The following is a 23,842-nucleotide window of genomic DNA, read 5'->3' on the forward strand; positions in this document are numbered from 1 at the left end:
GCCGTCAGAGGCGGCAGGCGTGGATGGCCGTGGTGAGGATGGCGCGGGCGCCGAGGTCGTACAGGTCGTCCATGATCCGCTGCGCCTCCTTGGCGGCGACCATGGAGCGGACGGCGACCCAGCCCTCGTGGTGCAGCGGGGAGATGGTCGGCGACTCCAGGCCCGGGGTGAGGGCGACGGCGCGCTCCAGGTGCTCGACGCGGCAGTCGTAGTCCATCATCACGTAGCTGCGGGCCACCAGGACGCCCTGGAGGCGGCGCAGGAACTGCTGGACCTTGGGTTCGTCGGCCGGGGCGCCGGTACGGCGGACGACGACCGCCTCGGAGGTCATGATGGGCTCGCCGATGACTTCGAGGCCGGCGTTGCGCAGGCTGGTGCCGGTCTCGACCACGTCGGCGATGACCTGGGCGACACCGAGTTCGATGGCGGTCTCGACGGCGCCGTCGAGGTGGACGACGGAGGCGTTGACGCCGGCCTCGGCGAGGTGCCCGGCGACGATGCCCTCGTAGGAGGTGGCGATCGTCAGGCCGCCGAAGTCCTGCGGGCCCGCGACGGTGCCGGGCTTGGCGGCGTAGCGGAAGGTGGAGCGGGCGAAGCCGAGCTGAAGGATCTCCTCCGCCTCGGCACCGGAGTCCAGCAGCAGGTCGCGGCCGGTGATGCCGATGTCGAGGCGGCCCGAGCTGACGTAGATCGCGATGTCGCGGGGGCGCAGGTAGAAGAACTCGACCTGGTTGGCCGGGTCCACGAGGACGAGTTCCTTGGACTCCTTGCGCTGCTGGTAGCCGGCCTCATGGAGCATCGCCATCGCAGGCCCGGAGATAGCACCCTTGTTGGGGACGGCGATGCGCAGCATGAGGTCGGGTTTCCTTTGCGAAAGGGGTGTCGGAATACGTACGGGCGGGTGCGGGGCCGTGCTCAGAGGTGGGCGTAGACGTCGTCCAGGGAGATCCCGCGCGCGACCATCATCACCTGGACGTGGTAGAGCAGCTGCGAGATCTCCTCGGCGGCGGCGTCCTTGCTCTCGTGCTCGGCGGCCATCCAGACTTCGGCGGCCTCCTCGACGACCTTCTTGCCGATGGCATGGACCCCCTTGTGCACCAGTTCGGCGGTGCGGGAGGTGGAGGGGTCGCCGTTGGCGGCCTTGAGCTTCAGCTCGGCGAAGAGCTCTTCGAAGGTTTTGTTCGCCATGATGTGCTCAGAATACGGGGTGCCGGGCCCGCACTCAGCGCCAGGGTTCGCTGACCGAGCGCAGTGTGGCCGCGGTGGCGACGGCGGCGGTGACCGCTTCATGCCCCTTGTCCTCGTTGGACCCCTCCAGGCCGGCCCGGTCGAGCGCCTGCTCCTCGGTGTCGCAGGTGAGGACGCCGAAGCCGACCGGGACGCCGGTGTCGACGGCGACCTGGGTGAGGCCGTTGGTGACGCCGTGGGACACGTATTCGAAGTGCGGGGTGCCGCCGCGGATGATCACGCCGAGGGCGACGATCGCGTCGTACCCGCGTCCGGCCAGCGCCTTCGCGACGACGGGGAGCTCGAAGCTGCCGGGGACCCGCAGCAGGGTCGGCTCGTCGATGCCCAGCTCGTGCAGCGCGCGCAGGGCGCCGTCGACGAGTCCGTCCATGACCTTCTCGTGCCACTGTGCGGCGACGACCGCCACACGGAGGTCACCGCAGTTGCGTACGGACAGTTCGGGTGCGCCCTTGCCGCTCATGTCTCTCCTGCTGCTTCTGTGTACGGGTGACGGTTGGTGCTACTGGTTGCCGCAGGTCGACGCGGTGGCGGCGTCGAGCCAGGGCAGGTCGTGTCCCATGCGGTCGCGCTTGGTGCGCAGGTACCGCAGGTTGTGCTCGCCGGCCTGGACGGGCATCGGCTCGCGGCCGGTGACGACCAGTCGGTGGCGTACGAGCGCGGCGGTCTTCTCCGGGTTGTTCGTCATCAGGCGCAGGCTCCGCACGCCGAGGTCCTTGAGGATCTGGGCGCCCGCCGCGTAGTCCCGGGCGTCGGCGGGCAGGCCGAGCTCCAGGTTGGCGTCGAGCGTGTCGACGCCCCGCTCCTGGAGTTCGTACGCGCGCAGCTTGGACAGCAGGCCGATGCCGCGGCCCTCGTGGCCGCGCAGATAGACGACGACACCGCGTCCCTCGTCCGTGATGCGGCGCATCGAGGCGTGCAGCTGGGGGCCGCAGTCGCAGCGTTCGGACTGGAAGATGTCGCCGGTCAGGCACTCGGAGTGGACCCGGACCAGGACGTCGTCGCCGTCCCCGATGTCGCCGTGGACCAGCGCGACGTGCTCGACGCCGTCCACGGTGGAGCGGTAGCCGTACGCGGTGAACGCGCCGAAGCGGGTCGGCAGCCGGACCTCGGCCTCGCGGCGGACGGTCGGCTCGCAGGTCCGCCGGTAGGCGATCAGGTCCGCGATGGAGATGATCGTCAGCCCGTGCTTGCGGGCGAAGGGCACCAACTGGGGCAGGCGCAGCATGACGCCGTCCTCGCCCGCGATCTCCACGATCGCCCCGGCGGGCCGCAGCCCGGCGAGCCGGGCGAGGTCGACGGCGGCCTCGGTGTGGCCGTCGCGGGCGAGCACACCGCCGGAGCGGGCGCGCAGCGGGAAGACGTGGCCGGGGCGCACGAAGTCGGCGGGGCCCGCCGTGCCGCCCGCGAGCAGGCGCAGGGTGGTGGCGCGGTCGGCGGCGGAGATGCCGGTGGACACGCCGTGGGCGGCGGAGGCGTCGACGGAGACGGTGAAGGCGGTCTTCATCGACTCGGTGTTGTGGTCGACCATCTGCGGGAGTTCGAGCCGCTCCAGCTCGTCGCTCTCCATGGGCGCGCAGATGAGTCCGCGGCACTCGCTCATCATGAAGGCGACGATCTCGGGGGTGGCCTTCTCGGCGGCGACGACGAGGTCACCCTCGTTCTCCCGGTCCTCGTCGTCCACGACCACGACGGGCCGGCCGGCGGCGATGTCGCCGATGGCCTGCTCGACGGGGTCGAGGGAAAGGTCCTCGGCCGGGGCTCGGTGTTCCCGGTGCAACCAGGTGGGCTGGGCAGTCATGCCGTGGCTCCTTCCAGAGCGGGTGTCCGCGTACGCAGCCACCAGTCGCGCATGCCCCACAGGACGAGGGCCCCGTAGACGACGTAGATGAGACCGGAGAAGGCGAGTCCGCTGTGGAAGTTCAGCGGGACGCCGACCAGGTCGACCAGGAGCCAGGCGAACCAGAACTCGACCATGCCTCGGGCCTGGGCGAGCATCGCCACGAGCGTCCCGGCGAAGATGTACGCGTCCGCCCACGGGCTCCAGGAGAGCGAGGGGAAGGCGGTGAACAGGCCGCCGACCACGAGGGTGCCGAGGGCGGCCCCGCCGGCCAGGTAGCCGCGTTCGCGCCAGGTGGCGAACCGTACGGCGATGGAGCCGTCCTGCGCCTGCTGCCGGCCCCGGGTCCACTGCTGCCAGCCCCAGACCGCGACGGCGATGACGATGAGCTGCTTGCCCACGCTGCCCGCCTGGTGGACGGAGACGTTGGCGGCGACGAGCACGACGCCGGACAGGAGCTGGGCGGGCCAGGTCCAGATCGAGCGCAGCCAGCCCAGCGTCAGGGCGATCAGACCGATGGTGTTGCCGATCATGTCTGACCAGATGATGTGCTGCCCGAAGACGGTGAACGCCTCGGAGTTCAGCCAGTGCAGGGCGCTCATTCGGCCGGCTCCCCCTTCTGCGGCGCAGAGTCGCCGAGCAGCCGCTCGACGTACTTGGCGATGACGTCCACTTCGAGGTTGACCGGGTCGCCGGGCTCCTTGATGCCGAGCGTGGTCAGCGCGAGGGTGGTGGGGATGAGGCTGATGGTGAAGTAGTCGGGTCCGGCGTCCACGACGGTCAGGCTGACGCCGTCGACGGTGATCGAGCCCTTCTCCACCACGTAGCGGCTCAGGTCGGCCGGCAGGGAGACCTTCACGATCTCCCAGTTCTCGGAGACCCGGCGCTCCAGGATGCGGCCCGTGCCGTCGACGTGGCCCTGGACGATGTGCCCGCCGAGCCGTCCGCCGAGCGCCATGGGGCGTTCCAGGTTGACGCGGGAGCCGGTCGTCAGGGCGCCGAGGCTGGAGCGGTTCAGCGTCTCGGCCATCACGTCGGCGGTGAACTCGTGCTCGCCGAGGTCCACGACGGTCAGGCAGACGCCGTTCACGGCGATCGAGTCCCCGTGCGCCGCGCCCTCGGTGACGACGGGACCGCGCAGACGGAAGCGGGAGGCGTCGTCGAGCTTCTCGACGGCGGTGACCTCGCCCAGTTCTTCGACAATTCCGGTGAACACTCAGTTTTCCTTCCGGGCGGGGCCGGGAACGGCGGTGACGCGCAGATCGGGGCCGATGCGGACGGTCTCGGTCACATCGAGGCGCAACGCCTCGGTGAGGGTGGAGATTCCGGCGTCGGCGAGGGCCGCGGGGCCTGCGCCGAGGAGTACGGGGGCGAGATAGCCGACGACCTTGTCGACCAGTCCCGCGGCGACGAAGGCCCCGGCCAGGACCGGGCCGCCTTCGAGGAGTACGGAACGCACGCCGCGCTCGTGGAGGGCGGCGAGCAGGGCGGGCAGGTCGAGGCCCGGTCCGGTGGCCGCGCGCGGCAGCCGCAGGACGGCCTCGTCGGGGAGGTGGCGGCTGTCGGCGTCGTCGGCGACCGCGATCAGGGTGGGCGCGCCGGCGTCGAGGACCCGGGCGCCGGGCCGTACGGCGGTGGCCCGGGTGTCGACGACCACCCGCAGGGGCTGGACGGCCCCGTCGATGCCGCGTACCGCGAGTTGGGGGTCGTCGGCGCGGGCGGTGCCGGAGCCGACCAGGACCGCGTCGGCCTCGGCGCGCAGCCGGTGGACGTCGGCGCGGGACTCGGCGGAGCTGATCCAGCGGCTGGTGGCGTCGGCGGCGGCGACCCGGCCGTCCAGGCTCGCCGCGTACTTCCAGGTGACGTGCGGGCGGCCCAGGCGCACCGAGGTCAGCCAGGCGGCGTTGCCCGCTTCGGCTGCTTCGGCGAGGAGGCCCGCCTCGGCCCTGACCCCGGCGGCCCGCAGGGTGTCGGCACCGCCGGTGGCCTGCGGGTTCGGGTCGCCTACGGCGTACACGACGCGGGCGATGCCGGCCTCGATGAGCGCCTGGGCGCAGGGGCCGGTGCGGCCGGTGTGGTTACAGGGTTCGAGGGTGACGTAGGCGGTGCCGCCGCGGGCCCGGTCGCCGGCCGCGCGCAGGGCGTGGATCTCTGCGTGCGGGCCGCCGGCGCGCTGGTGGAAGCCCTCGCCGACGGTCTGTCCGGCCGCGTCGAGGACGACGCATCCGACGACCGGGTTGGGGCTGGTGGAGCCGAGGCCGCGGGCGGCGAGCGCGATGGCTCGGCGCATGGCGGTGGTGTCGGCTGCGGTGTCCACCGGGTCCTCCTGCCTCTTCGGGCACGGACTCCGGGGCCTGTCGACGACGACAGAGGAACGGGACGCACAGCGGGGACGCCGGATGCCGGAAAACCCGGATGGTCCGGTTGCCCGGAAACCATCCGCCGACGGCGGCGTACCCGCGAAACGGCCCGCCGCGCACTGCCTCCCATCCGGACTTTAACCGTCGGTCCAGGAATCCCACCTGGTCAACCGGCCGCTGGATGCGGACGGGTCGCGGACTATAACCGCCGGTTCGGAATTGCACCGACCCCGGAGTGCGCTGCTGCTGGTACACGATCAGTGTGCCACGACCGGGCATGACCCATACGGGCGAACCCTGTGGTGTGGCTCACATACAGCCCGTGACAAGGGCTCTTTTCGGACACCCGCACAGGAATGGACCACGAATGGTCCAGACCTATTGACGCACTGGTCTAGTCCTCTTAATCTCTGCGTCACCTCCGAGGACCGGTTCCCGGGTGTGCGCACGCCCGGGGGCCCAACACGACCCAACCCCTTGTCAGTTGTGTTCTGCCGACCTCCCCAGGAGGAACCGAACGTGCTGTCCCCCACCCGCGCGAGAGCCACGCTCCTCGCCGCCGGCGCCGGCGTCGCCGCGCTGCTGATCGGCTCGCTCTCCGCGACCCCCTCACAAGCCGCCGACCAGGAGTCCTGTCGCCCCGACGGGCTCTACGAGACGCCGGGCGTCTCCGTCCCCTACTGCTCCGTGTACGACTCCGAGGGCCGCGAGAAGATGGGCGCCGACCACCCGCGGCGCGTCATCGGCTACTTCACGAACTGGCGGACCGGCAAGGACGGCAAGCCCGCCTACCTCGCCTCCGACATCCCCTGGGACAAGGTCACCCACCTCAACTACGCCTTCGCGCACGTCGACGGCGCCAACAAGATCTCGGTCGGGACCGACGGACCGGACAACGCATCGACCGGCATGACATGGCCGGGAGTCGCCGGTGCCGAGATGGACCCCGCCCTCACCTACAAGGGCCATTTCAACCTGCTCACCAAGTTCAAGAAGCAGTACCCGAACGTGAAGACGATGGTCTCCGTCGGCGGCTGGGCCGAGACCGGCGGCTACTTCGACGACAGCGGCGAGCGGGTCGACTCCGGCGGCTTCTACTCGATGGCCACCAACGCCGACGGCTCGGTCAACCAGGCCGGGATCAACACCTTCGCGGACTCGACGGTCGCCTTCATCAAGAAGTACGGCTTCAACGGCGTCGACATCGACTACGAGTACCCGACGACCATGAAGGACGCCGGCAACCCGCTGGACTGGACGCTGTCCAACGCCCGCCGGGCCGGTCTGGTCAAGGGCTACGCCGCACTGATGAAGACCCTGCGCGAAAAGCTCGACCGGGCCTCCGCCGCCGACGGCACCCACTACCTGCTCAGCGTCGCCGCCCCCTCGTCGGGCTACCTGCTGCGCGGCATGGAGACCTTCCAGATCCAGAAGTACCTGGACTACGTCAACATCATGTCGTACGACCTGCACGGCGCCTGGAACGAGTACGTCGGGCCGAACGCCGCGCTCTTCGACGACGGCAAGGACGCGGAGCTCGCCCAGGCGAGCGTCTACTCGACCTCGCAGTACGGCGGGACCGGCTACCTCAACACCGACTGGGCCTACCACTACTTCCGCGGTTCGATGCCGTCCGGCCGGATCAACATCGGCCTGCCGTACTACACCCGCGGCTTCAAGAACGTGCAGGGCGGCACCAACGGCCTCTGGGGCAAGGCGGCCTCCACCGACTGCCCGGCGGGCGCGGGCCTGACCAAGTGCGGTGACGGCGCCGTCGGCATCGACAACCTCTGGCACGACGAGGACACCAACGGCAAGGAGTCGCCCGCAGGCTCCAACCCGATGTGGCATGCCAAGAACCTGGAGAAGGGCGTCGTCGGCGACTACGTCACGGACTACGGGTTCCCCGCCGACACGAAGCTGACCGGCACCTACGTCCGCAACTACGACTCCACCCTGGTCGCGCCCTGGCTGTGGAACGCCGACAAGAAGGTCTTCCTCTCCACCGAGGACGAGCAGTCCGTGCAGGCCAAGGCGGACTACGTGGCCGACAAGGGCATCGGCGGCACGATGATCTGGGAGCTGGCCGGCGACTACGGCTGGAACGCCGCCAAGGGGCAGTACGAGCCCGGCTCGACGCTCACCTCCACGATGTACGACACCTTCAAGAAGGCCGCGCCGTACGGGGCCACGCGCTCCACCATCGACCTGCCGACGCAGGCGCTGGACATCGACGTCTCCTTCGACCAGTTCCCACTCGGTGACTCCAACTACCCGATCAGCCCCAAGCTGAAGATCACCAACAACACGAGGACGACGCTGCCCGGCGGTACGGAGTTCCAGTTCGACTACTCGACGTCGGCGCCCGCCAACGCCAAGGACCAGTCGGGCTTCGGCACCACGATCGTGCGCAGCGACCACACCGCGGCGAACAACATCGGCGGCCTCAAGGGCGACTACAACCGCGTCTCCCTGAAGCTGCCGTCCTGGCAGAGCCTGGAGCCCGGCGCCTCGGTCCAGGTCGACTTCGTCTACTACCTGCCCACCTCCACGCCCTCCAACTGGACCGTGACCTTCGGCGGCAAGTCCTACGCGCTCGCGGCGGACCTGGCCCGCGGCACGACGGTCGTCGACCCGGCAACGGAGACCACGCCGACGCCCGACCCGTCCGGCTCCACCGGCCCGAGCCCCGACCCCTCCGGCGGGGCGTGCACGGCGGCGGACTGGAGCGCGGGCGCGGAGTACGGCGCTGGTACGACGGTCAGCCACGGGTCGCACCAGTGGAAGGCGAAGTGGTGGACGAAGGGCGAGACGCCCGGGTCCACCGGCGAATGGGGCGTCTGGCAGGACCTGGGCGCCTGCTGATCCCCCTCCGGGGCGGGGCCCTTGGGCGGGCGGCATCCGTGTCGCCTTGCCCCGCCCCGGAACGACCGGTTCCGTCCTCAATCGCCGGACGGGCTCAAAAGCACGCCCCGGACCGGCCGCCGGCGTCTGCGGCAGACGTACCACCGGCGTACAGACGCAAGTGAGAGCGGGTGGGGGCGTGCAGGGCAGTCCCCGCAGAAAATGGCGTACGACCCGGGTCCTCTGCGTACCCGGGTGAACACGCCATTTTTGAGGAGTCTGCCCGGAGGGCCCCCACCCCCACCCACCGGACAGGAGGCGACCCGCACCCCGCGGAGGCGACCCGCACAAACCCAGCCCGTCCGGCGCTTGAGGACGGAACCCTCACCCCGCCGGGGCGAACAACGCGTCCTGCGCCGCCTCCCGCGCCACCAGCAGCGCCCCCCGCAGGACCGCCGTCCCCCCGAGCCGCCCAGCCCTCACCCCCGTCCGCAGCGGGGACATCGAACCCAGCCGCTCCGCCACCCGAGCGGCCAACGCGTCGCCCCCCGCATGGCCCACCTCGCCCGACAGGAGCACGAGGCCGGGGTCGAGGACCGAGGCGACGGCGGCGACGCCCAGCGCGAGGCGGTCGGCGAGGGCGCCGAGGAACGCCTCGCCGTCCCCCTCACCCTTCCCCTCCCCCACGAGCGCCGCCCGCACGGCCGCCGCCGCCCCCGGCTCCTGGCCCACCACCGGGGCGGCGATGCCGTGCGCGGCGGCCAGTTCGCAGAGCGGCACCGAACCGACCAGGGAGTGGAAGCCTCCGTCGCAGTTGACGGCGGACGGCGTCCCGACCGTGCCGGGGACCGGCAGGAACCCGATCTCCCCCGCACCGCCCGAGGCCCCCCGCCGCAGCTTCCCGTCCAGCATGACCGCCGCGCCCACCCCGTGCCCCAGCCAGAGCAGGACGAAGGTGTCGGAGTCCTGCGCCGCACCGACCCGGTGCTCGGCGACCGCGGCGAGATTGGTCTCGTTCTCGACGAGCACGCTCGCCGGCAGCCGCTCCTGGAGCACGCGGACCAGGCCGCGGTGCCAGGAGGGCAGGCCGGTGGTGTCCCTCAGCTCACCCGTGACTGGGTCGACCAGGCCGGGCGCCCCGATGCCGACGCTGTGCAGGGGCGCGCTCCCCGCGCTTCGGGCGGTGGCCGCCAGGAGGGCGACGGCCTGCTCGACGGCGTCTTCCCCCTCGGTCTCGCTGCCGATCGGCAGGGTCGCCTCGGCCAGCGTCGTGCCCAGCAGATCGGTGACCACGACGGCGACGCTGTCGGTGCGTACGTCGAGGCCGGCCAGCAGGGCGCGGTCCGCGACGATCCCGTAGAGCCGGGCGTTGGGCCCCCGGCGTTCGGCGCCGGACTCGCCGACCACATGGATCAGACCCGCGCCCTGGAGGCGTTCCACCAGGTCGGCGACGGTGGGCCGGGAGAGCCCGGTGAGGGTCTTCAACTGCGTGGCCGTCAGCGGGCCGTCCTGCTGGAGGAGCCGCAGGGCGAGCCGGTCGTTGATGGCCCTGGCGGTGCTCGGTGATGCGGGCATGCCGGCAGATCCTTCCAGATCACCGCCGCGGTGGAGAACCGGGCGGACTATTTATCAGGCAGGGTTCCTGATAGTTTACTGGCCGCATTGAGGCGACGAACTCAGGGGAGGGCACGGGTATGACAACGGATTCCACGGCTACGGTCTTCGGCTCACACGAGGTGAGGCGGGCCAGGTATGCCGTCGCGGCGGTCTTCACCGTGCACGGAGCGGTGACGGGCAGCTTCGCCACCCGGGTGCCCTGGATTCAGGACCACGCCGGGGTGAGCGCCGGACAGCTCGGCATAGCCCTGGCGTTCCCCGCGATAGGCGCCTCGGTCGCGATGCCGCTGGCCGGTGCGGTCAGCCACCGCTTCGGCGCCCGGACCGCCCTGCGCGGGCTGCTGGCCCTGTGGACGCTGGCGCTGATCCTGCCCTCGCTGGCGCCCGGACTGCTCACGCTGTGCGCGGCGCTGTTCGTCTACGGGGCGTCGGCCGGCATGTCCGACGTGGCGATGAACGCGCTCGGGGTCGAGGTGGAGAACCGCCTCGACAAGTCGATCATGTCGGGGCTGCACGGGATGTGGAGCGTGGGCGCCCTGCTCGGCTCGGCGGCGGGCACGGTGGCCGCCCACCTGGGCACCGACGCCCGGCTGCACCACGTCGTCGCCGCCCTCGTCCTGACCGTCCTGGGCCTGATCGCCTGTCAGCGGGTGCTGGACCTGCGCAGCGAGCCGGACGAGGAGCCGCCGCCGCGTTTCGCGCTGCCGCCGAAGTCGGCCCTGGTCATCGGTGCGGTGGGCTTCTGCGCGGTGTTCGCCGAGGGGGCCAGCCTCGACTGGTCGGCGATCTACCTCCGTGACACGCTGGACAGCTCGGCCGGTCTCGCGGCCGCGTCCACGACCGCGTTCGCGCTGACGATGGCGGTCGCCCGGATCGCCGGCGACCGGGTCGTCGACCGCTTCGGCGCGGTGCGCACCGTACGCGCCGGTGGCGTCCTGGCCACGGCCGGCGGCCTGCTGGTGGTCACCGCCCCGCACGCGGCCCTGGCGCTGTGCGGCTTCGGGCTGATGGGGCTCGGGATCGCCGTGGTGGTCCCGCTCGCCTTCGCCGCGGCGGGACGCAGCGGGCCCAAGCCGGCCCAGGCCATCGCGGGCGTCGCGACGATCACGTACACCTCCGGGCTCATCGCCCCGTCGGCGATCGGTTCGCTGGCCGAGGCGACCTCGCTGGTCGTGTCGTTCGGTCTGGTGTCCGTGCTGGCGTTCGGTCTGGTGCTCGGTGCCGGGGTGCTGCGGGCCGGTGACCGCAAGGTGACGGGGTCCGGCGCGGCGGTGAAGGACGTGCCGGTGGCCGAGCCCCGCCCCTGAGGCGCCGGGCAACCGGAACAACCGGGTCCGGCCGGGAGGCGCACACCGGGCGGCACTACCATGGCGCTGATCTTTTCCGCGATGAGCGCCGAACCGGGCGAGGTACCGGGCTCACGCACCTACACACAGGGAGCAACCATGGGCCTCGGCGTGCGCTGGACCTTGCACGGCGACGGGAAGACGCCGGCACCGGGAGCGGTGGTCCGCCCCGACGAGCGGCTCTCCTGGCCCCGGACCTTCGGGCTCGGCGCACAGCACGTGGTCGCCATGTTCGGCGCGTCGTTCGTCTCGCCGGTCCTGATGGGGCTCGACCCGAACCTGGCGATCATGATGTCGGGTGTCGCGACGGCCATCTTCCTGCTGGCCACCCGCGGCCAGGTGCCCAGCTACCTGGGCTGTTCGCTCTCCTTCGTCGGGGTCGCGGCGACGATCCGGGCGAGCGGCGGCGACAGCGCCGTGGTCACCGGTGCGGTGTTCGTGGTCGGTGCGGTGCTCTTCCTGGCCGGGCTCGCGGTGCAGCGGTTCGGCGCAAGGATCATCCACGCGGCGATGCCGCCGGTGGTGACGGGCGCGGTCGTCATGCTCATCGGGTTCAACCTGGCACCGGTGACCGCGTCGACGTACTGGCCGCAGGACCAGTGGACCGCGCTCCTGGTGATGCTGTTCACCGGGCTGGCCGTGGTGTGTCTGCGCGGCTTCTTCTCCCGTATCGCGATCTTCCTCGGGCTCGTCTTCGGTTACGTCCTGTCCTGGGTGCTCGACCGCGTCCTCGGGAAGATCCACTCCCCCGCCGGCGGCGCCGAGGCCGTCGACCACTGGCGGCTGGACCTGTCGGCGGTGGGGAAGGCCGACTGGGTCGGGCTGCCGTCGTTTCACGCCCCGAGCTTCCAGTGGTCGGCGATCCTCGTCGCCCTGCCCGTCGTCATCGCGCTGATCGCCGAGAACGCCGGGCATGTGAAGGCGGTCGGCGAGATGACCGGGCGCTCGCTGGACGGCAAGCTGGGCACTGCGATCGCCGCGGACGGCGCCGCCTCGATGTTCTCGACCGCGGTGGGCGGCCCGCCGAACACCACGTACTCCGAGAACATCGGCGTGATGGCCGCGACCCGGGTCTACTCCACCGCCGCCTACTGGGCCGCGGCCTGCTTCGCGCTGCTGTTCGGTCTCTGCCCGAAGTTCGGCGCGGTCGTCGCGGCCATCCCCGGCGGGGTGCTCGGCGGCATCACCGTCATCCTGTACGGCATGATCGGCCTGCTCGGCGCCCAGATCTGGCTGAACGCCAAGGTCGATCTGCGCAACCCGCTGAACCTGGTACCGGCCGCCGCGGGCATCATCATCGGCGTCGGCGGGGTCAGCCTGAAGATCAGCGACAACTTCGAGCTGGGCGGCATCGCCCTCGGCACCATCGTCGTGATCACCGGCTACCACGTGCTGCGCGCCTTCGCCCCGGCCCACCTCAAGACGCAGGAGCCGCTGCTCGACTCGGGCACGTCCGCGTACGACAAGGAGCCGCCGGCCGCCGGTTCCTGACCGGTCAGCCGGTCGCCAGCGCGTAAGCGTAGTCCGGCGAGAAGGAACCCGCCGCGCCCTGGCAGCCGTCGGACTCGCCGGGCAGCTTCACCCACAGGTAGGCGTCGATCCGGGCCTCCCCCGTCTCCGTGGTGGGGGCCCGGCCCAGCGCCCGGCCCGTCGGATCGCACCACGCGTCGCCCGCCGGCGCCCCGTTCCCGTTGCGGCTGGTGTCGATGACTGCGCCCAGCCGCTCCGGACCGCCGAGCGCCGCAAGCACCTGGCGTGCGTAGGCGGCCTCGTCGGCGGTGCGGTGGAAGTTCGACACATTGGTGAAGACGCCGTCGCCGCTGCTCGCCGCCCCCGCCGCCCGCAGCGCCGCGGCCTGCTTCGCGGCGGGGTGCCAGCCCGAGTGTCCGCCGTCGAAGTACACCTTGGCCTTCGGGTTCGCCGCGTGCAGCGCCCGGCCGGCCCGTGCCAGCGAGGCGTTACGGGCCGCCAGGTCGTCGGCCGACAGGCAGTCGGACTGCGCGACGGAGTCGGGCTCCAGGATCACGATCACCGGCCCGTCGCCGAGCCCGGCCGAGAACTCCCGTATCCACCCGTCGTACGCGGCGAGGTCCGGCGCGCCGCCCTCGGAAGCCCCGCCGCAGTCCCGGCCGGGGATGGCGTACGGCACCAGGACCGGGGTCCGGCCGGCCCGGGCCGCCGCCGAGGTGACCGCCCGGACCTGGCCGGTGACGGCCCCGGGGTTGTAGGAGGCGAACCAGACGGCGGCGGGCCGCGCCGCTATCCGTGCCTCGATCAACGGGCGCCGCGGGTCGGTGGGGTGCGCCGCGACCCAGTCCAGGACCTGGGAGTCCGGGTGGCGGTAGAGGAGCCCGCCGGCGGGCGGGGCGGTGGTCCGGGTGGCCGAGGGCGCGGGGTTTGACGGCCGGGGCGCACGCGAGGCACTGGACGCCGGCGCGGACGGCGTGCGCGGGGCGGCCGTGGCGCTCGGCACGGCCGGCAGCGGCGCCGCAGTCGGCGGCGCCGAGGTGTCGGGGGCGGCGGTGGTCCGCCGCCCCTCACCGGCGAGGGCGGACATCACGCCGGCGGCGGCGCCCGCGACGACCACGGCCGAGGCGACGACGACCATGGCCTGCCGGCGCGCCCGCAGCCTGCGCCGCCTGGACTCCCGCCGTGCGACCCGGCGTTGTGCGCGTACCCCCGACACCGACCGCTCCCTTCCCCGCGTCAGTGGGAGCTTAGGCGGTGTTCAGTCCTCCGGGAGTTCGACCGGGGCGAGCTCGTCGAAGAGGTCGCCCGGGCCGGGGTTGCTCGCGTCGGTCGCGCCGCCGAAGTGGGTCATCACGCCCCAGACGGCGTTGAGCGCGGTCTGCACGGCTCCCTCGGCCCAGCCCGCCGTCCAGGAGATGTCGTCGCCCGCCAGGAACAGGCCCCGCTTGTCGGCGGGCAGCCGGTCCTGCATGAAGTGGGTGAACAGGCGCCGCTGGTAGCGGTAGTGGCCGGGCAGGTTGGCCTTGAACGCGCCCATGAACCAGGGCTCGTTCTCCCAGGAGACGGTCACCGGGTTGCCGGTGATGTGCCCCCGGATGTCGACGTTCGGGTAGATCTCGCCGAGCGACTTCAGCATCACGTCCATGCGCTCGGCCGCCGAGAGCGGCAGCCACTTCAGGCTGTCGTCGCACCAGGTGTAGGAGAGGCAGATGCTGGCCGGCCGGTCCGGCCCGTCGTCCAGGAGGTAGGTGCCCCGGGTCATCCGGTCGGTCAGCGTCATCGACATGGTGTCGCGGCCGGTGGTCTCGTCCTTGTCCAGCCAGAACGGCCGGTCGACGGGCACGAACAGCTTGGAGGACTCCATGTAGTGGGTGCGCTCCATCGCCGTCCAGTGGTCGATCGGGAAGAGCGCGTCGTCGCAGGCGATCTTGGAGAGCAGCAGCCAGGACTGGCCGGTGAAGACGGCGGCCCGGTAGGTGCGGATGTCGCCGGAGGCGTCGGTGACGGTGATCCGGTTGCCGGCCGTGCGGTGCAGGTGGGTGACGGCCCCGCGCGGCTCGCCGTCGTGGAGCGAGGCCAGCGAGGTGCCGAGCGGCCAGTGGACGATCTTCTGCGGTTCGCGTTCCCACATGCGCAGCGGGAGCTGCTGGCTGCCGCCGACGATGGAGCGGTGGTGGTCGTCCGCCTCGGTGTAGACGACCCGCAGGATCTCCAGGATGGAGTTGGGGAAGTCGGTGTCCCAGCCGCCGGTGCCGAAGCCGACCTGCCCGAAGATCTCGCGGTGGCGGAAGGACTTGAAGGCGTCGGAGTCGCAGAGGAAGCCGTAGAAGGTCTGGTTGTCCAGCTTCTCGACCAGGCGGGCCCAGATCTCCCTGATCCGCGGGACGTCGCGCTCGCGCATCGCCCGGTTCATGTCGGAGAAGTCGGCGCCCTCCTCCAGGCAGGCGTTCCACGCGTCCATCACATCGCGGTAGACCTGCGGAAGTTCGTCGATGGTCCGGGCGTAGTGCGACTCGCCCTTGAGGTCCACGACCGTCGAAGGGGTGGCCGGGGAGAGCGGGTTGGGGAACGGCTTCGTCTCCAGGCCGACCAGGTCGATGTAGTGCTGGAGCGCGGTCGACGACGGCGGGAAGCGCATCGCGCCCATCTCGGCGGTCAGCGGCTCGCCGTCCGTGGCGCAGCCCTCGAACTCGACGGTGCGCAGCCGGCCGCCGATGCGGTCGGCCTCGTACACGACGGGCCGCAGGCCCATCTTCATCAGCTCGTAGGCGGTGATGATGCCGGAGAGCCCGCCGCCGATGACGGCCACCTCGGTGCCGTGCTCGGTGGCCGGTATCTGGCCGATGCCCGCGGGGTGCGCGAGGAAGTCGTCGTACGCGTAGGGGAAGTCCGGGCCGAACATGGTGATCGGCGGGGCCGCTTCCTCGGTGTGCTGGACGGCGGGGGGCACGGACGTCATGGGGTACGGACTCCTTGCGGGAAAGGCGGGGAGGAAGGCGGGGGCGGACGGGGCGGCTGGCTCAGACGAGGGAGCCGTACAGGCCGGGTCGGCGGTCGTTCAGATACGGGTTGGCGGCCCGGGACGAGGCCAGCAGGGCAGTATCGACGTCGGCGGTGACAAGCTCCTCGCCGCGCCCCGCACGGGCGCGGACCGTGCCGTCGGGGCCGGCCAGGCAGCTCAACCCGGTGAAGTCGAACGTGCCTTCCGGGCCGGTCCGGTTGACGTAGGCGATGTACAGCTGGTTCTCGAAGGCGCGGACCGGGACGACGGATTCGGCGACGAACGAGAAGGGGTGCATCAGCGCGGTCGGGACCAGCAGAAGATCGGCACCGGCCAGGGCGTGCGCGCGGACGTTCTCCGGGAACTCGACGTCGTAGCAGGTCAGCAAGCCAATGCGGACACCGTCCAGTGTGGCTTGGACGACCGGTTCGTCCCCGGGGGTGAACCACTTCTGCTCGAAGTCGCCGAAGAGGTGGGTCTTGCGGTAGTGGGCGAGCGCTGTCCCGTCGGCTCCGATGAGCTGCGCGGAGTTGTAGAGGAGGTCGCCGTCGCGCTCCGGGTAGCCGTAGTGGACGGCGATCCCGTGCCGTACGGCGATCTCGGTGACGGCGCGGGCGGCGGGCCCGTCGGCGGCCTCGGCCAGCCGGGGTACGTCGTCCCCGATCGCGTACCCGGTCAGATACATCTCGGGGCAGACCAGCAGCCGGGCGCCGGACTCGGCGGCCCGTCGTGCGGCTCCGTCCAGCAGCTCGACGGTGCCCGCGACGGAGCCGGGGCGTCCGGAGCTCTGGAACAGGGCGGTGCGCAACGACGGCATGGCTGACCTCGGACGGTGCGGGCGGGGCGGGGACGTATTGACGGTACGTTCCGCCATTCGGCCCGGACAAGGCGCGACCGTTGCGCATCGACCGTTGATCCGTTGCGCCGGACCGGCTCCCGGCGACGATTCGTTGCGCGGGCCCGGCGCGGGGTGTCCCTGGTTACCCCGGCGACCCCGACGAGTACCGCCTGAGCAGCGGCGACAGCACCAGCACGGACTTCGTCCGCTCCACGTACGGCTCGCCCGCGATCCGCTCCAGGACCTGTTCGAAGTGGCGCATGTCCGCCGCGAAGACCTGGACGAGCGCGTCCGCGTCGCCGGTGACCGTGGACGCCGAGGCGACCTCCGGATAGCGGGCGAGCCCCCGCTTGATCGACTCCGGTGAGGTGTTGCGGCTGCAGTAGATCTCGATGTAGCCCTCGGTCTCCCAGCCGAGCGCCGCCGGGTCGACCCTGACGGTGAACCCGGTGATGGCGCCCTCGGCGCGCAGCCGGTCCACCCGGCGTTTCACGGCGGGCGCGGACAGGCCGATGATCGAGCCGATGTCGGCGTAGGAGCGGCGGGCGTCCTCGGCCAGGGCGTGGACGATGCGTTCGTCGAGGTCGTTCAGTCGCACGTCGTACGGGTCACTTCTCTGCGGTGGCGCGGGCGGGCACGGCTGTGCCGGGGGCGGCGCGTGCCGCCCCCGGCAGTAGACCATGGGCCCGCCCCTCGGGGCGCGCTCACCGCGGTAGGTGCCAGGGCCTGTCGTCACATTCCCGTCGTTCGCCCGGACGGCAGACGGGAATGTGACGACAGGCCCTGGGTCAGAAGGGGAAGCGCGAGCGGCCGTGCTGCACGGAGATCCACTTCTGGGTGGTGAAGGCCTCCAGCATGGAGTCGCCGTTGAGCCGTCCGAGCCCGGAGTTCTTCTCGCCGCCGAAGGGGACGACGGGCTCGTCGTGGACCGTGCCGTCGTTGATGTGGATCATGCCGGTGCGGATGCGCTGCCCGATGCGGACGCCGCGCTCGATGTCGGAGGTGTGGACGGCGCCGCTGAGGCCGTACGGGGTGTCGTTGGCGATCCGGACCGCCTCGTCCTCCCCGTCGAACGGCACGAGCAGGGCGACGGGTCCGAAGATCTCCTGCGAGAGCACCGGGGAGTCGGCGGGGAGCCCGGTCAGGACGGAGGGGCTGACGAGGTTGCCCTCGGCCCGGCCGTGCAGCAGCGCGGTGGCGCCCGCCTCGACGGTCCGGTCCACGAGGGTGCTGATCGCCTCGGCCTGGGTGGCGTTGATGAGCGGGCCGATCTGGGTCGCCGGGTCGGCGGGGTCGCCGACTGTCAGCGAGGCGACCTTGGCGACGAACTTCTCGGTGAACTCCTGCTCCACCGACCGGTCGACCAGGATGCGGTTGGCGGCCATGCAGACCTGGCCCTGGTGCACGTAACGGCTGAAGACCGCCGCGTCGACGGCGTAGTCCACATCGGCGTCGTCCAGCACGATGAGCGCGCTGTTGCCGCCGAGTTCGAGCACGGAGCGCTTGAGGTGCGCGGCGCAGACGGTCGCGACGTGCCGGCCGACCTTGTCGGACCCGGTGAACGAGATGACCTGCGGGACGGGGTGCTCCAGCAGGGCGTCGCCGATCTCCGCGATGTCGGTGACGACGACGTTCAGCAGCCCGGCGGGGAGCCCGGCGTCCTCGAACACCTTGGCCACCAGGGTGCCGCCGCAGACCGGTGTGTTCTGGTGCGGCTTGAGGACCACGGCGTTGCCGAGCGCCAGGGCCGGCGCGACCGACTTCAGCGACAGCAGGAAGGGGAAGTTGAAGGGGCTGATGACGCCGACCACGCCCACCGGAACCCGGTAGACCCGGTTCTCCTTGCCCTCGGTCGGCGAGGGCAGGATCTGCCCGGTGCACCGCAGCGCCAGCCCGGCGGCCTCGCGCAGGAACTCCTTGGCCAGGTGCAGTTCGAAGGCCGCCTTCAGCCGGGTGCCGCCGAGTTCGGCGACGATGGCGTCCCCGATCTCGTCCTCGCGCTCCTCGACGATCCGCAGCGCCTTCTCCAGCACGGCCCGCCGGGCGTACGGGTTGGTGTCGGCCCACGCCTGCTGGGCGTTCTCGGCCGCCCGGTAGGCCTGGTCCACCTCGTCCGCCGTGGCGACCGTGACGGCGGCGAGCTTCGTCCCGTCGAAGGGGTTGAAGTCGACGATGTCCCAGGAGCCCTTGCCCGGCCTCCACTCTCCGTCGATGTACTGATGAGCCAGGTCGGTGAAGAAGGACATGAGATCCCTTGCAGCAGAGAGGCGGTCGGCTGACGGAAATTCATACTACTTATCCCGGGCCCGAGTTGACGGGCATTCCAGGCCGGTCCAAGCACGGTATCCGGCCAACTCACCACCCCCTCGCGCCCCCGGGTACGCCGGTGCCCCTCCCGGCGCGAACGGCCGGAAGGGGCACGGTGGGGACAGGCCGGCGGATCAGCTCCAGCTGGCGTGCAGCGGCTTGCCCTCCGCGTATCCGGCGGCGCTCTGCACCCCGACGACCGCCTTCTCGGTGAACTCCGCGAGGGAGGCCGCACCGGCGTACGTGCAGGAGGAGCGGACGCCCGCGATGATCGAGTCGATCAGGTCCTCGACTCCGGGGCGTGCCGGGTCCAGGAACATCCGCGAGGTGGAGATGCCCTCCTCGAACAGCGCCTTGCGGGCGCGGTCGTACGCCGACTCGTCGGAGGTGCGGTTCTTCACGGCGCGCGCGGAGGCCATGCCGAAGGACTCCTTGTAGAAGCGCCCGTCGACGGCCTGCTGGAGGTCGCCCGGGGACTCGTACGTACCGGCGAACCAGGAGCCGATCATCACGTTGGACGCACCGGCCGCGAGCGCCATGGCGACATCGCGGGGGTGGCGCACACCGCCGTCCGCCCAGACGTGCTTGCCGTACTTCTTCGCCTCGGCCGCACACTCCAGCACGGCGGAGAACTGGGGCCTGCCCACGCCGGTCATCATGCGGGTGGTGCACATGGCGCCCGGTCCGACCCCGACCTTGATGATGTCGGCACCGGCCTCGATGAGGTCGCGCACGCCCTCGGCGGCGACGATGTTGCCCGCCACGATCGGCACCCGCGGGTCCAGCGCCCGGACCGCGCGGACCGCGCTGATCATGGACTCCTGGTGGCCGTGGGCGGTGTCGACGACCAGCGTGTCGACGCCCGCGTCGAGGAGCTGCTTGGCCTTGCCCGCCACATCGCCGTTGATGCCGACGGCGGCGGCGATCCGCAGCTTGCCGTCCGCGTCGGTGGCCGGGGTGTAGAGCGTGGCGCGCAGGGCGGCCTTGCGGGTGAGGATGCCGACGAGCCGGCCGTCCGCGTCGACCGCGGGGGCGAGCTTGCGGTTGGCACCGTCGAGCTTGTTGAAGGCGTCACGCGGGTCTATGTCCGCGTCCAGCAGGACCAGGTCCTTGGACATGACCTCGGAGAGCTGGGTGAAGCGGTCCACGCCCGACAGGTCGTGGTCGGTGACCACGCCGACGGGCCGCCGCTCGTCGTCCACGACGACCCCCGCGCCGTGCGCGCGCTTGTGCAGCAGGGACAGGGCGTCGGCGACCGTCTGGCCCGGGGACAGCTCGATGGGTGTGTCGAGGACCAGGTGGCGCGTCTTGACCCAGGAGATGACCTCGGTGACGACCTCGATCGGGATGTCCTGCGGGATGACGACGATCCCGCCGCGGCGGGCGACCGTCTCGGCCATCCGGCGGCCCGCGATGGCGGTCATGTTCGCGACGACGAGCGGGATGGTGGTGCCGCTGCCGTCGGGCGAGGACAGGTCCACGGCCTGGCGTGAGCCGACCGCCGACCGGCCCGGGACCATGAAGACGTCGTCGTACGTGAGGTCGTACGGGACCGAGGGGGATTCTGTATAGCGACCGGTGCCGGGCTCAAGAAAACGCATAACACTCATTTTTTCATACGAAATGGCGCAGGTCGCTTCCACGAAGACACAGCAAATGACTCCCGCTCTCGTATGTTCCTCCAAGGAACCGTCGCGGGAGTCCCGGGCAAGTGGAACCTGCCTTACCCGCAGACCTTACCCGCACAGCTTTCAACCATTTCCGAACATCTGCCCTGGACCTGGTGACAGGGGGTCAGGTAGCTTCAAACCCGCAGGTCCCGTGGGTCACCACAAGCCCCGGAGGAACGGACGGATCATGCTCAACTACCGTCACCCGTACGACCGGAGAGGATCACGACCCGCCCGTGGAGAACGAACTGCCGGACATTTACTGCCCGTTCACCCAACGGACGAACCCGCACGTCGCTCACGTACGGGACCATCTCGATGCCTGGATTCGCAAAACCGGTCTGGTGCACCGGGATTCGGCCAGGGAACGCTTCGAGCAAGCGGACTTCGGCGCATTCGTCGGGATGGTGTACCCGACCGCCGACAGTGAGAATCTGGACCTCGTCGCCGACTGGTTCGTCTGGCTCTTCCTCGTCGACGACCAGCTCGACGACGGCCACCTCGGCCGCGACCCCGAACGGGTACGCGACGTGGTCGCCCTGATGCAGGCCGTGGTCGACGGCACCCGCACGGGCGTCCTGGAGGACGAGAAGCTGCCCGCCGCGGTGGTCGCCCTCATCGACCTGTGGCAACGTACGACACCGACCGCCGCGGTGCACTGGCGCCGCCGCTTCGCCTGGCACCTGATCACGTACCTCACCACGACCACCACATGGGAGGCCGGGAACCGGGCGGCCGGCGTCGTGCCGACGGAGGCGACGTACATCGAGAAGCGCCGCCACACCGGCGCGATCCACGTCTGCATGGACCTCATAGAGATCGTCGCCGGCATCGAGGCGCCCCAGTCGATCCACAACGATCCCCGGTTCATCACCGCGCTGGAGGCCTCGTGCAACGTCGTGTGCTGGGCCAATGACGTCTACTCCTACGAGAAGGAGCAGGTGCTCGGCGAGATCCACAACCTCGTCCACCTGGTCCGGCACCACCGCGGCTACGGCAAGCAGCAGGCGCTGGAGCACGTCTGTGCGGAGCTCGCCACGGAGACGGAGCGCTTCCTGACCGCGGAGGCCGAGCTGCTGGCCGCCTACCCGCAGCTCACGTGGATGCTGGAGCCGTATCTCGACGGGATGCGGAGCTGGATGCGCGGGAATCTCGACTGGTCCCGGCAGACGCCCCGCTACAACCCCGCCGACGTCAGCCAGTACGAGGAGCCTGAGCAGTATCTGGAGGCCACGGTCCTGGGCCTCGCGCAGGACTGAGCCGGGAGGCACGCGGAGAGGGGCGGGCGGCCGTGGCCGCCCGCCCCTCTCCGCGTACGCTCGTGCGGCTCCTCAGTCGCCGTCCGGGTCGGCCCGCTCCAGGGCCGGCCGGCGCGGGGCGGCGGACTCCGTCAGCAGATAGTCGGCCGCCGCCGTGTCCGTGACGAGGCTGGTGACCAGGCCGGACCGCAGGACCGCACCGATCGCGGCGGCCTTGCGCTGGCCGCCCGCGATGGCCACCACCTCGGGGATGCGGCGCAGCCGGTCCGCCTCGACGGTGATGCAGCGCTCGCCGAGGTCGCGGCCCACCCGGCGCCCGTCCGAGTCGAACAGGTGGGCCGACATCTCGGCAGCGACACCGAGCGAGGCGTAGTGCTCGCGCTCCTCGTCGGAGAGCATGTCGTGGACGGTCGAGATGCCGGGCTCCCAGGAGCCGATGGAGACGGCCGCGACCGTCACCTTGTCGAAGTACTCGAAGGCGCGGGCGATCCCCGTCTGGTGGCGCAGCGCGGCGGCCGTCGCGGGGTCGGGCAGCAGCATCGGCGCGTAGATCGGGTGCGCCTCGCCGCCGGAGACCTGGGCGGCGCGCCGCACGGCCTCCACCGAGCCGCGCTCGGCGGTGCCCGCGTCGTACACCCCGGTGAGCTGCACGACCGTGCACGGCGGCAGCCGGTCGAGGGCGGCCGCCATGTGGATGGTGGACCGGCCCCAGGCGAGCCCGAGCACATCGCCCTCGTTCACCAGTTCGCCGAGCAGATCGGCGGCGACCTCGCCCAGATTCTCCGGGTCCGCCGCGTCGTCCTGCTCCTCGGCCGGGGACTCGACCACGACCGCGTGACGCAGCCCGTAGCGGGCGCGGAGCGCGTCGGAGCGCTCGGCGTCCAGCTCCGCGGGGACGCGGATCTCGATCCGTACCAGGTCACGCTCCAGGGCCGTCTCCAGGACCCGGGCCACCTTGAAGCGGCTGACCCCGAACTCCTCGGCGATCTGGATCTTGGACTTGCCCTCGAGGTAGAAGCGGCGGGCCATGGCCGCCGCCTGCACCAGCTCCGCGGGCCCCATCCGCAGGGCGGACCGGCCCGCCGACATTGCAGACACCGCGTTCTCCTCACTGCTGTTCACGCTCTTGATACGCCGTTCATCCTGTCAGATACGGCGATCCCTGACCGGTCCCGTCGGACCCCGTTCATCTGCCCTTGGCCGGGGCGACCCGCGCTCGCGGGCCCGTAGCGGCACGGCCTCAGTGGGCGCACGCCCAGCCGGCCGAGCCGATGGCCCCGTCGGCCTTGGAGCGCAGGGCCCGCACCGCCGCGGCCGGGTCCGCGGCCCCGTACACGGCGGAGCCGGCGACGAAGACGTCGGCGCCCGCCTCGGCGCACCGCTCGATGGTGGACTCGGAGACCCCGCCGTCGACCTGGAGCCACAGGTCGAGGCCGTGCTTGGAGATCAGCTCACGGGTGCGGCGGATCTTCGGCAGCATGATGTCCAGGAAGGCCTGGCCGCCGAAGCCCGGCTCCACCGTCATGATCAGCAGCATGTCGAGTTCGGGGAGCAGGTCCTCGTACGGCTCGATGGGCGTCGCCGGCTTGAGCGCCATGGACGCGCGGGCGCCCTTGGCGCGGATCTCCCGCGCCAGCCGTACGGGGGCGGCGGCGGCCTCCGCGTGGAAGGTGACCGATCCCGCGCCCGCCTCGACGTACTGCGGGGCCCAGCGGTCCGCGTCCTCGATCATCAGGTGGCAGTCCAGCGGAGTGTCCGTGGCCCGGCTGAGCGATTCCACGATCGGCACGCCGAGGGTCAGATTGGGCACGAAGTGGTTGTCCATGACATCGACATGGAGCCAGTCGGCACCTTCGACCGCTTTCGCCTCCTCGGCGAGACGCGCGAAGTCGGCGGAGAGAATACTGGGGTTGATCTGGGCCATGGACCAAGCCTGCCATGTTCTGCGTCACTTCCCCGCCTCGGTGCGCCCCAAAGCCTCACGGGATCATTACGGTTCGCGCATTCCCGGCGTTTTCGCCCCCGGGCCGGGGGCGAAGGGCCGG

The 23,842-nt window shown here is 71.3% G+C and carries 20 protein-coding genes and 1 riboswitch; of the genes, 4 read left to right on the top strand and 16 right to left on the bottom strand.

What is annotated here, in order from left to right; genetic code table 11:
• Positions 1-4: 4 nt before the first annotated feature.
• The 7 genes from hisG to ribD all read right to left on the bottom strand — a co-directional run bounded on the left by hisG (position 5) and on the right by ribD (position 5,402).
• Entirely contained in the window at positions 5-853 is an 849-nt protein-coding gene (gene hisG / locus E6P78_RS16175) for an ATP phosphoribosyltransferase (protein WP_136204299.1), read from the bottom strand.
• 62 nt (positions 854-915) lie between these two features.
• Positions 916-1,188 (bottom strand): phosphoribosyl-ATP diphosphatase, encoded by a 273-nt coding sequence (locus tag E6P78_RS16180; RefSeq protein ID WP_136204300.1) that lies wholly within the window; start codon positions 1,186-1,188, stop codon positions 916-918.
• A gap of 34 nt (positions 1,189-1,222) precedes the next feature.
• Positions 1,223-1,708 carry a 6,7-dimethyl-8-ribityllumazine synthase gene (gene ribH / locus E6P78_RS16185; RefSeq protein ID WP_136204301.1) on the bottom strand — a complete coding sequence of 162 codons (486 nt, stop codon included), beginning with the start codon at positions 1,706-1,708 and terminating at the stop codon, positions 1,223-1,225.
• A gap of 39 nt (positions 1,709-1,747) precedes the next feature.
• Positions 1,748-3,046 (bottom strand): bifunctional 3,4-dihydroxy-2-butanone-4-phosphate synthase/GTP cyclohydrolase II, encoded by a 1,299-nt coding sequence (locus E6P78_RS16190; RefSeq protein WP_136204302.1) that lies wholly within the window; start codon positions 3,044-3,046, stop codon positions 1,748-1,750.
• A complete protein-coding gene (locus E6P78_RS16195) occupies positions 3,043-3,687 on the bottom strand; it encodes a nicotinamide mononucleotide transporter family protein (RefSeq protein ID WP_136204303.1) in 645 nt (214 codons plus the stop codon). The genes E6P78_RS16190 and E6P78_RS16195 overlap by 4 nt, the downstream gene beginning before the upstream one ends.
• Positions 3,684-4,301 carry a riboflavin synthase gene (locus tag E6P78_RS16200; RefSeq protein ID WP_136204304.1) on the bottom strand — a complete coding sequence of 206 codons (618 nt, stop codon included), beginning with the start codon at positions 4,299-4,301 and terminating at the stop codon, positions 3,684-3,686. The genes E6P78_RS16195 and E6P78_RS16200 overlap by 4 nt, the downstream gene beginning before the upstream one ends.
• Positions 4,302-5,402, bottom strand: coding sequence for a bifunctional diaminohydroxyphosphoribosylaminopyrimidine deaminase/5-amino-6-(5-phosphoribosylamino)uracil reductase RibD (ribD, locus tag E6P78_RS16205; RefSeq protein WP_136204305.1), 1,101 nt, complete (start codon positions 5,400-5,402; stop codon positions 4,302-4,304).
• Between the two features lie 155 nt (positions 5,403-5,557).
• A riboswitch (FMN riboswitch) is annotated at positions 5,558-5,688 on the bottom strand.
• Positions 5,689-5,964: 276 nt separating this feature from the next.
• Between ribD and E6P78_RS16210 the strand changes: the two genes are divergently transcribed.
• Positions 5,965-8,310: a chitinase C-terminal domain-containing protein gene (locus E6P78_RS16210; RefSeq protein WP_136204306.1), complete on the top strand. Its 2,346-nt coding sequence runs from the start codon at positions 5,965-5,967 to the stop codon at positions 8,308-8,310.
• Between the two features lie 363 nt (positions 8,311-8,673).
• Here the strand turns inward: E6P78_RS16210 and E6P78_RS16215 are convergent, their stop codons facing one another.
• Positions 8,674-9,864 (bottom strand): ROK family transcriptional regulator, encoded by a 1,191-nt coding sequence (locus E6P78_RS16215; RefSeq protein WP_136204307.1) that lies wholly within the window; start codon positions 9,862-9,864, stop codon positions 8,674-8,676.
• A gap of 119 nt (positions 9,865-9,983) precedes the next feature.
• Here E6P78_RS16215 and E6P78_RS16220 point away from each other — a divergent pair, with 119 nt between their 5' ends.
• Entirely contained in the window at positions 9,984-11,213 is a 1,230-nt protein-coding gene (locus E6P78_RS16220; RefSeq protein WP_136204308.1) for an MFS transporter, read from the top strand.
• Positions 11,214-11,351: 138 nt separating this feature from the next.
• Entirely contained in the window at positions 11,352-12,743 is a 1,392-nt protein-coding gene (locus E6P78_RS16225) for a solute carrier family 23 protein (RefSeq protein ID WP_136204420.1), read from the top strand.
• A gap of 4 nt (positions 12,744-12,747) precedes the next feature.
• On the opposite strand, the gene E6P78_RS16230 is transcribed toward E6P78_RS16225, so the two are convergent.
• From E6P78_RS16230 to E6P78_RS16255, 6 genes are all read right to left on the bottom strand, one after another.
• Entirely contained in the window at positions 12,748-13,860 is a 1,113-nt protein-coding gene (locus E6P78_RS16230) for a glycoside hydrolase family 6 protein (RefSeq protein WP_136204421.1), read from the bottom strand.
• Positions 13,861-13,980: 120 nt separating this feature from the next.
• Positions 13,981-15,681, bottom strand: coding sequence for an NAD(P)/FAD-dependent oxidoreductase (locus E6P78_RS16235; RefSeq protein ID WP_136204309.1), 1,701 nt, complete (start codon positions 15,679-15,681; stop codon positions 13,981-13,983).
• 61 nt (positions 15,682-15,742) lie between these two features.
• Positions 15,743-16,540, bottom strand: coding sequence for a carbon-nitrogen hydrolase family protein (locus E6P78_RS16240; protein ID WP_136204310.1), 798 nt, complete (start codon positions 16,538-16,540; stop codon positions 15,743-15,745).
• A gap of 163 nt (positions 16,541-16,703) precedes the next feature.
• The gene (locus E6P78_RS16245; protein ID WP_136204311.1) at positions 16,704-17,159 is read right to left on the bottom strand and encodes an Lrp/AsnC family transcriptional regulator; all 456 of its coding nucleotides are present in this window, start codon (positions 17,157-17,159) and stop codon (positions 16,704-16,706) included.
• 190 nt (positions 17,160-17,349) lie between these two features.
• On the bottom strand, positions 17,350-18,807 hold the full coding sequence (locus tag E6P78_RS16250) for an aldehyde dehydrogenase family protein (protein WP_136204312.1): 1,458 nt from the start codon (positions 18,805-18,807) through the stop codon (positions 17,350-17,352).
• Positions 18,808-19,002: 195 nt separating this feature from the next.
• Positions 19,003-20,469 (bottom strand): GuaB1 family IMP dehydrogenase-related protein, encoded by a 1,467-nt coding sequence (locus E6P78_RS16255; RefSeq protein ID WP_136204313.1) that lies wholly within the window; start codon positions 20,467-20,469, stop codon positions 19,003-19,005.
• A gap of 305 nt (positions 20,470-20,774) precedes the next feature.
• Between E6P78_RS16255 and E6P78_RS16260 the strand changes: the two genes are divergently transcribed.
• Positions 20,775-21,797, top strand: coding sequence for a terpene cyclase (locus E6P78_RS16260; protein WP_136204314.1), 1,023 nt, complete (start codon positions 20,775-20,777; stop codon positions 21,795-21,797).
• A 72-nt stretch (positions 21,798-21,869) separates the two neighbouring features.
• Here the strand turns inward: E6P78_RS16260 and E6P78_RS16265 are convergent, their stop codons facing one another.
• The gene (locus E6P78_RS16265) at positions 21,870-22,886 is read right to left on the bottom strand and encodes a sugar-binding domain-containing protein (protein ID WP_136204422.1); all 1,017 of its coding nucleotides are present in this window, start codon (positions 22,884-22,886) and stop codon (positions 21,870-21,872) included.
• Between the two features lie 151 nt (positions 22,887-23,037).
• On the bottom strand, positions 23,038-23,721 hold the full coding sequence (gene rpe / locus E6P78_RS16270) for a ribulose-phosphate 3-epimerase (protein ID WP_136204315.1): 684 nt from the start codon (positions 23,719-23,721) through the stop codon (positions 23,038-23,040).
• Between the last annotated feature and the right edge of the window lie 121 nt (positions 23,722-23,842).

Source organism: Streptomyces sp. A0958, from assembly GCF_004795035.1.
Classification (GTDB): Bacteria; Actinomycetota; Actinomycetes; order Streptomycetales; family Streptomycetaceae; genus Streptomyces.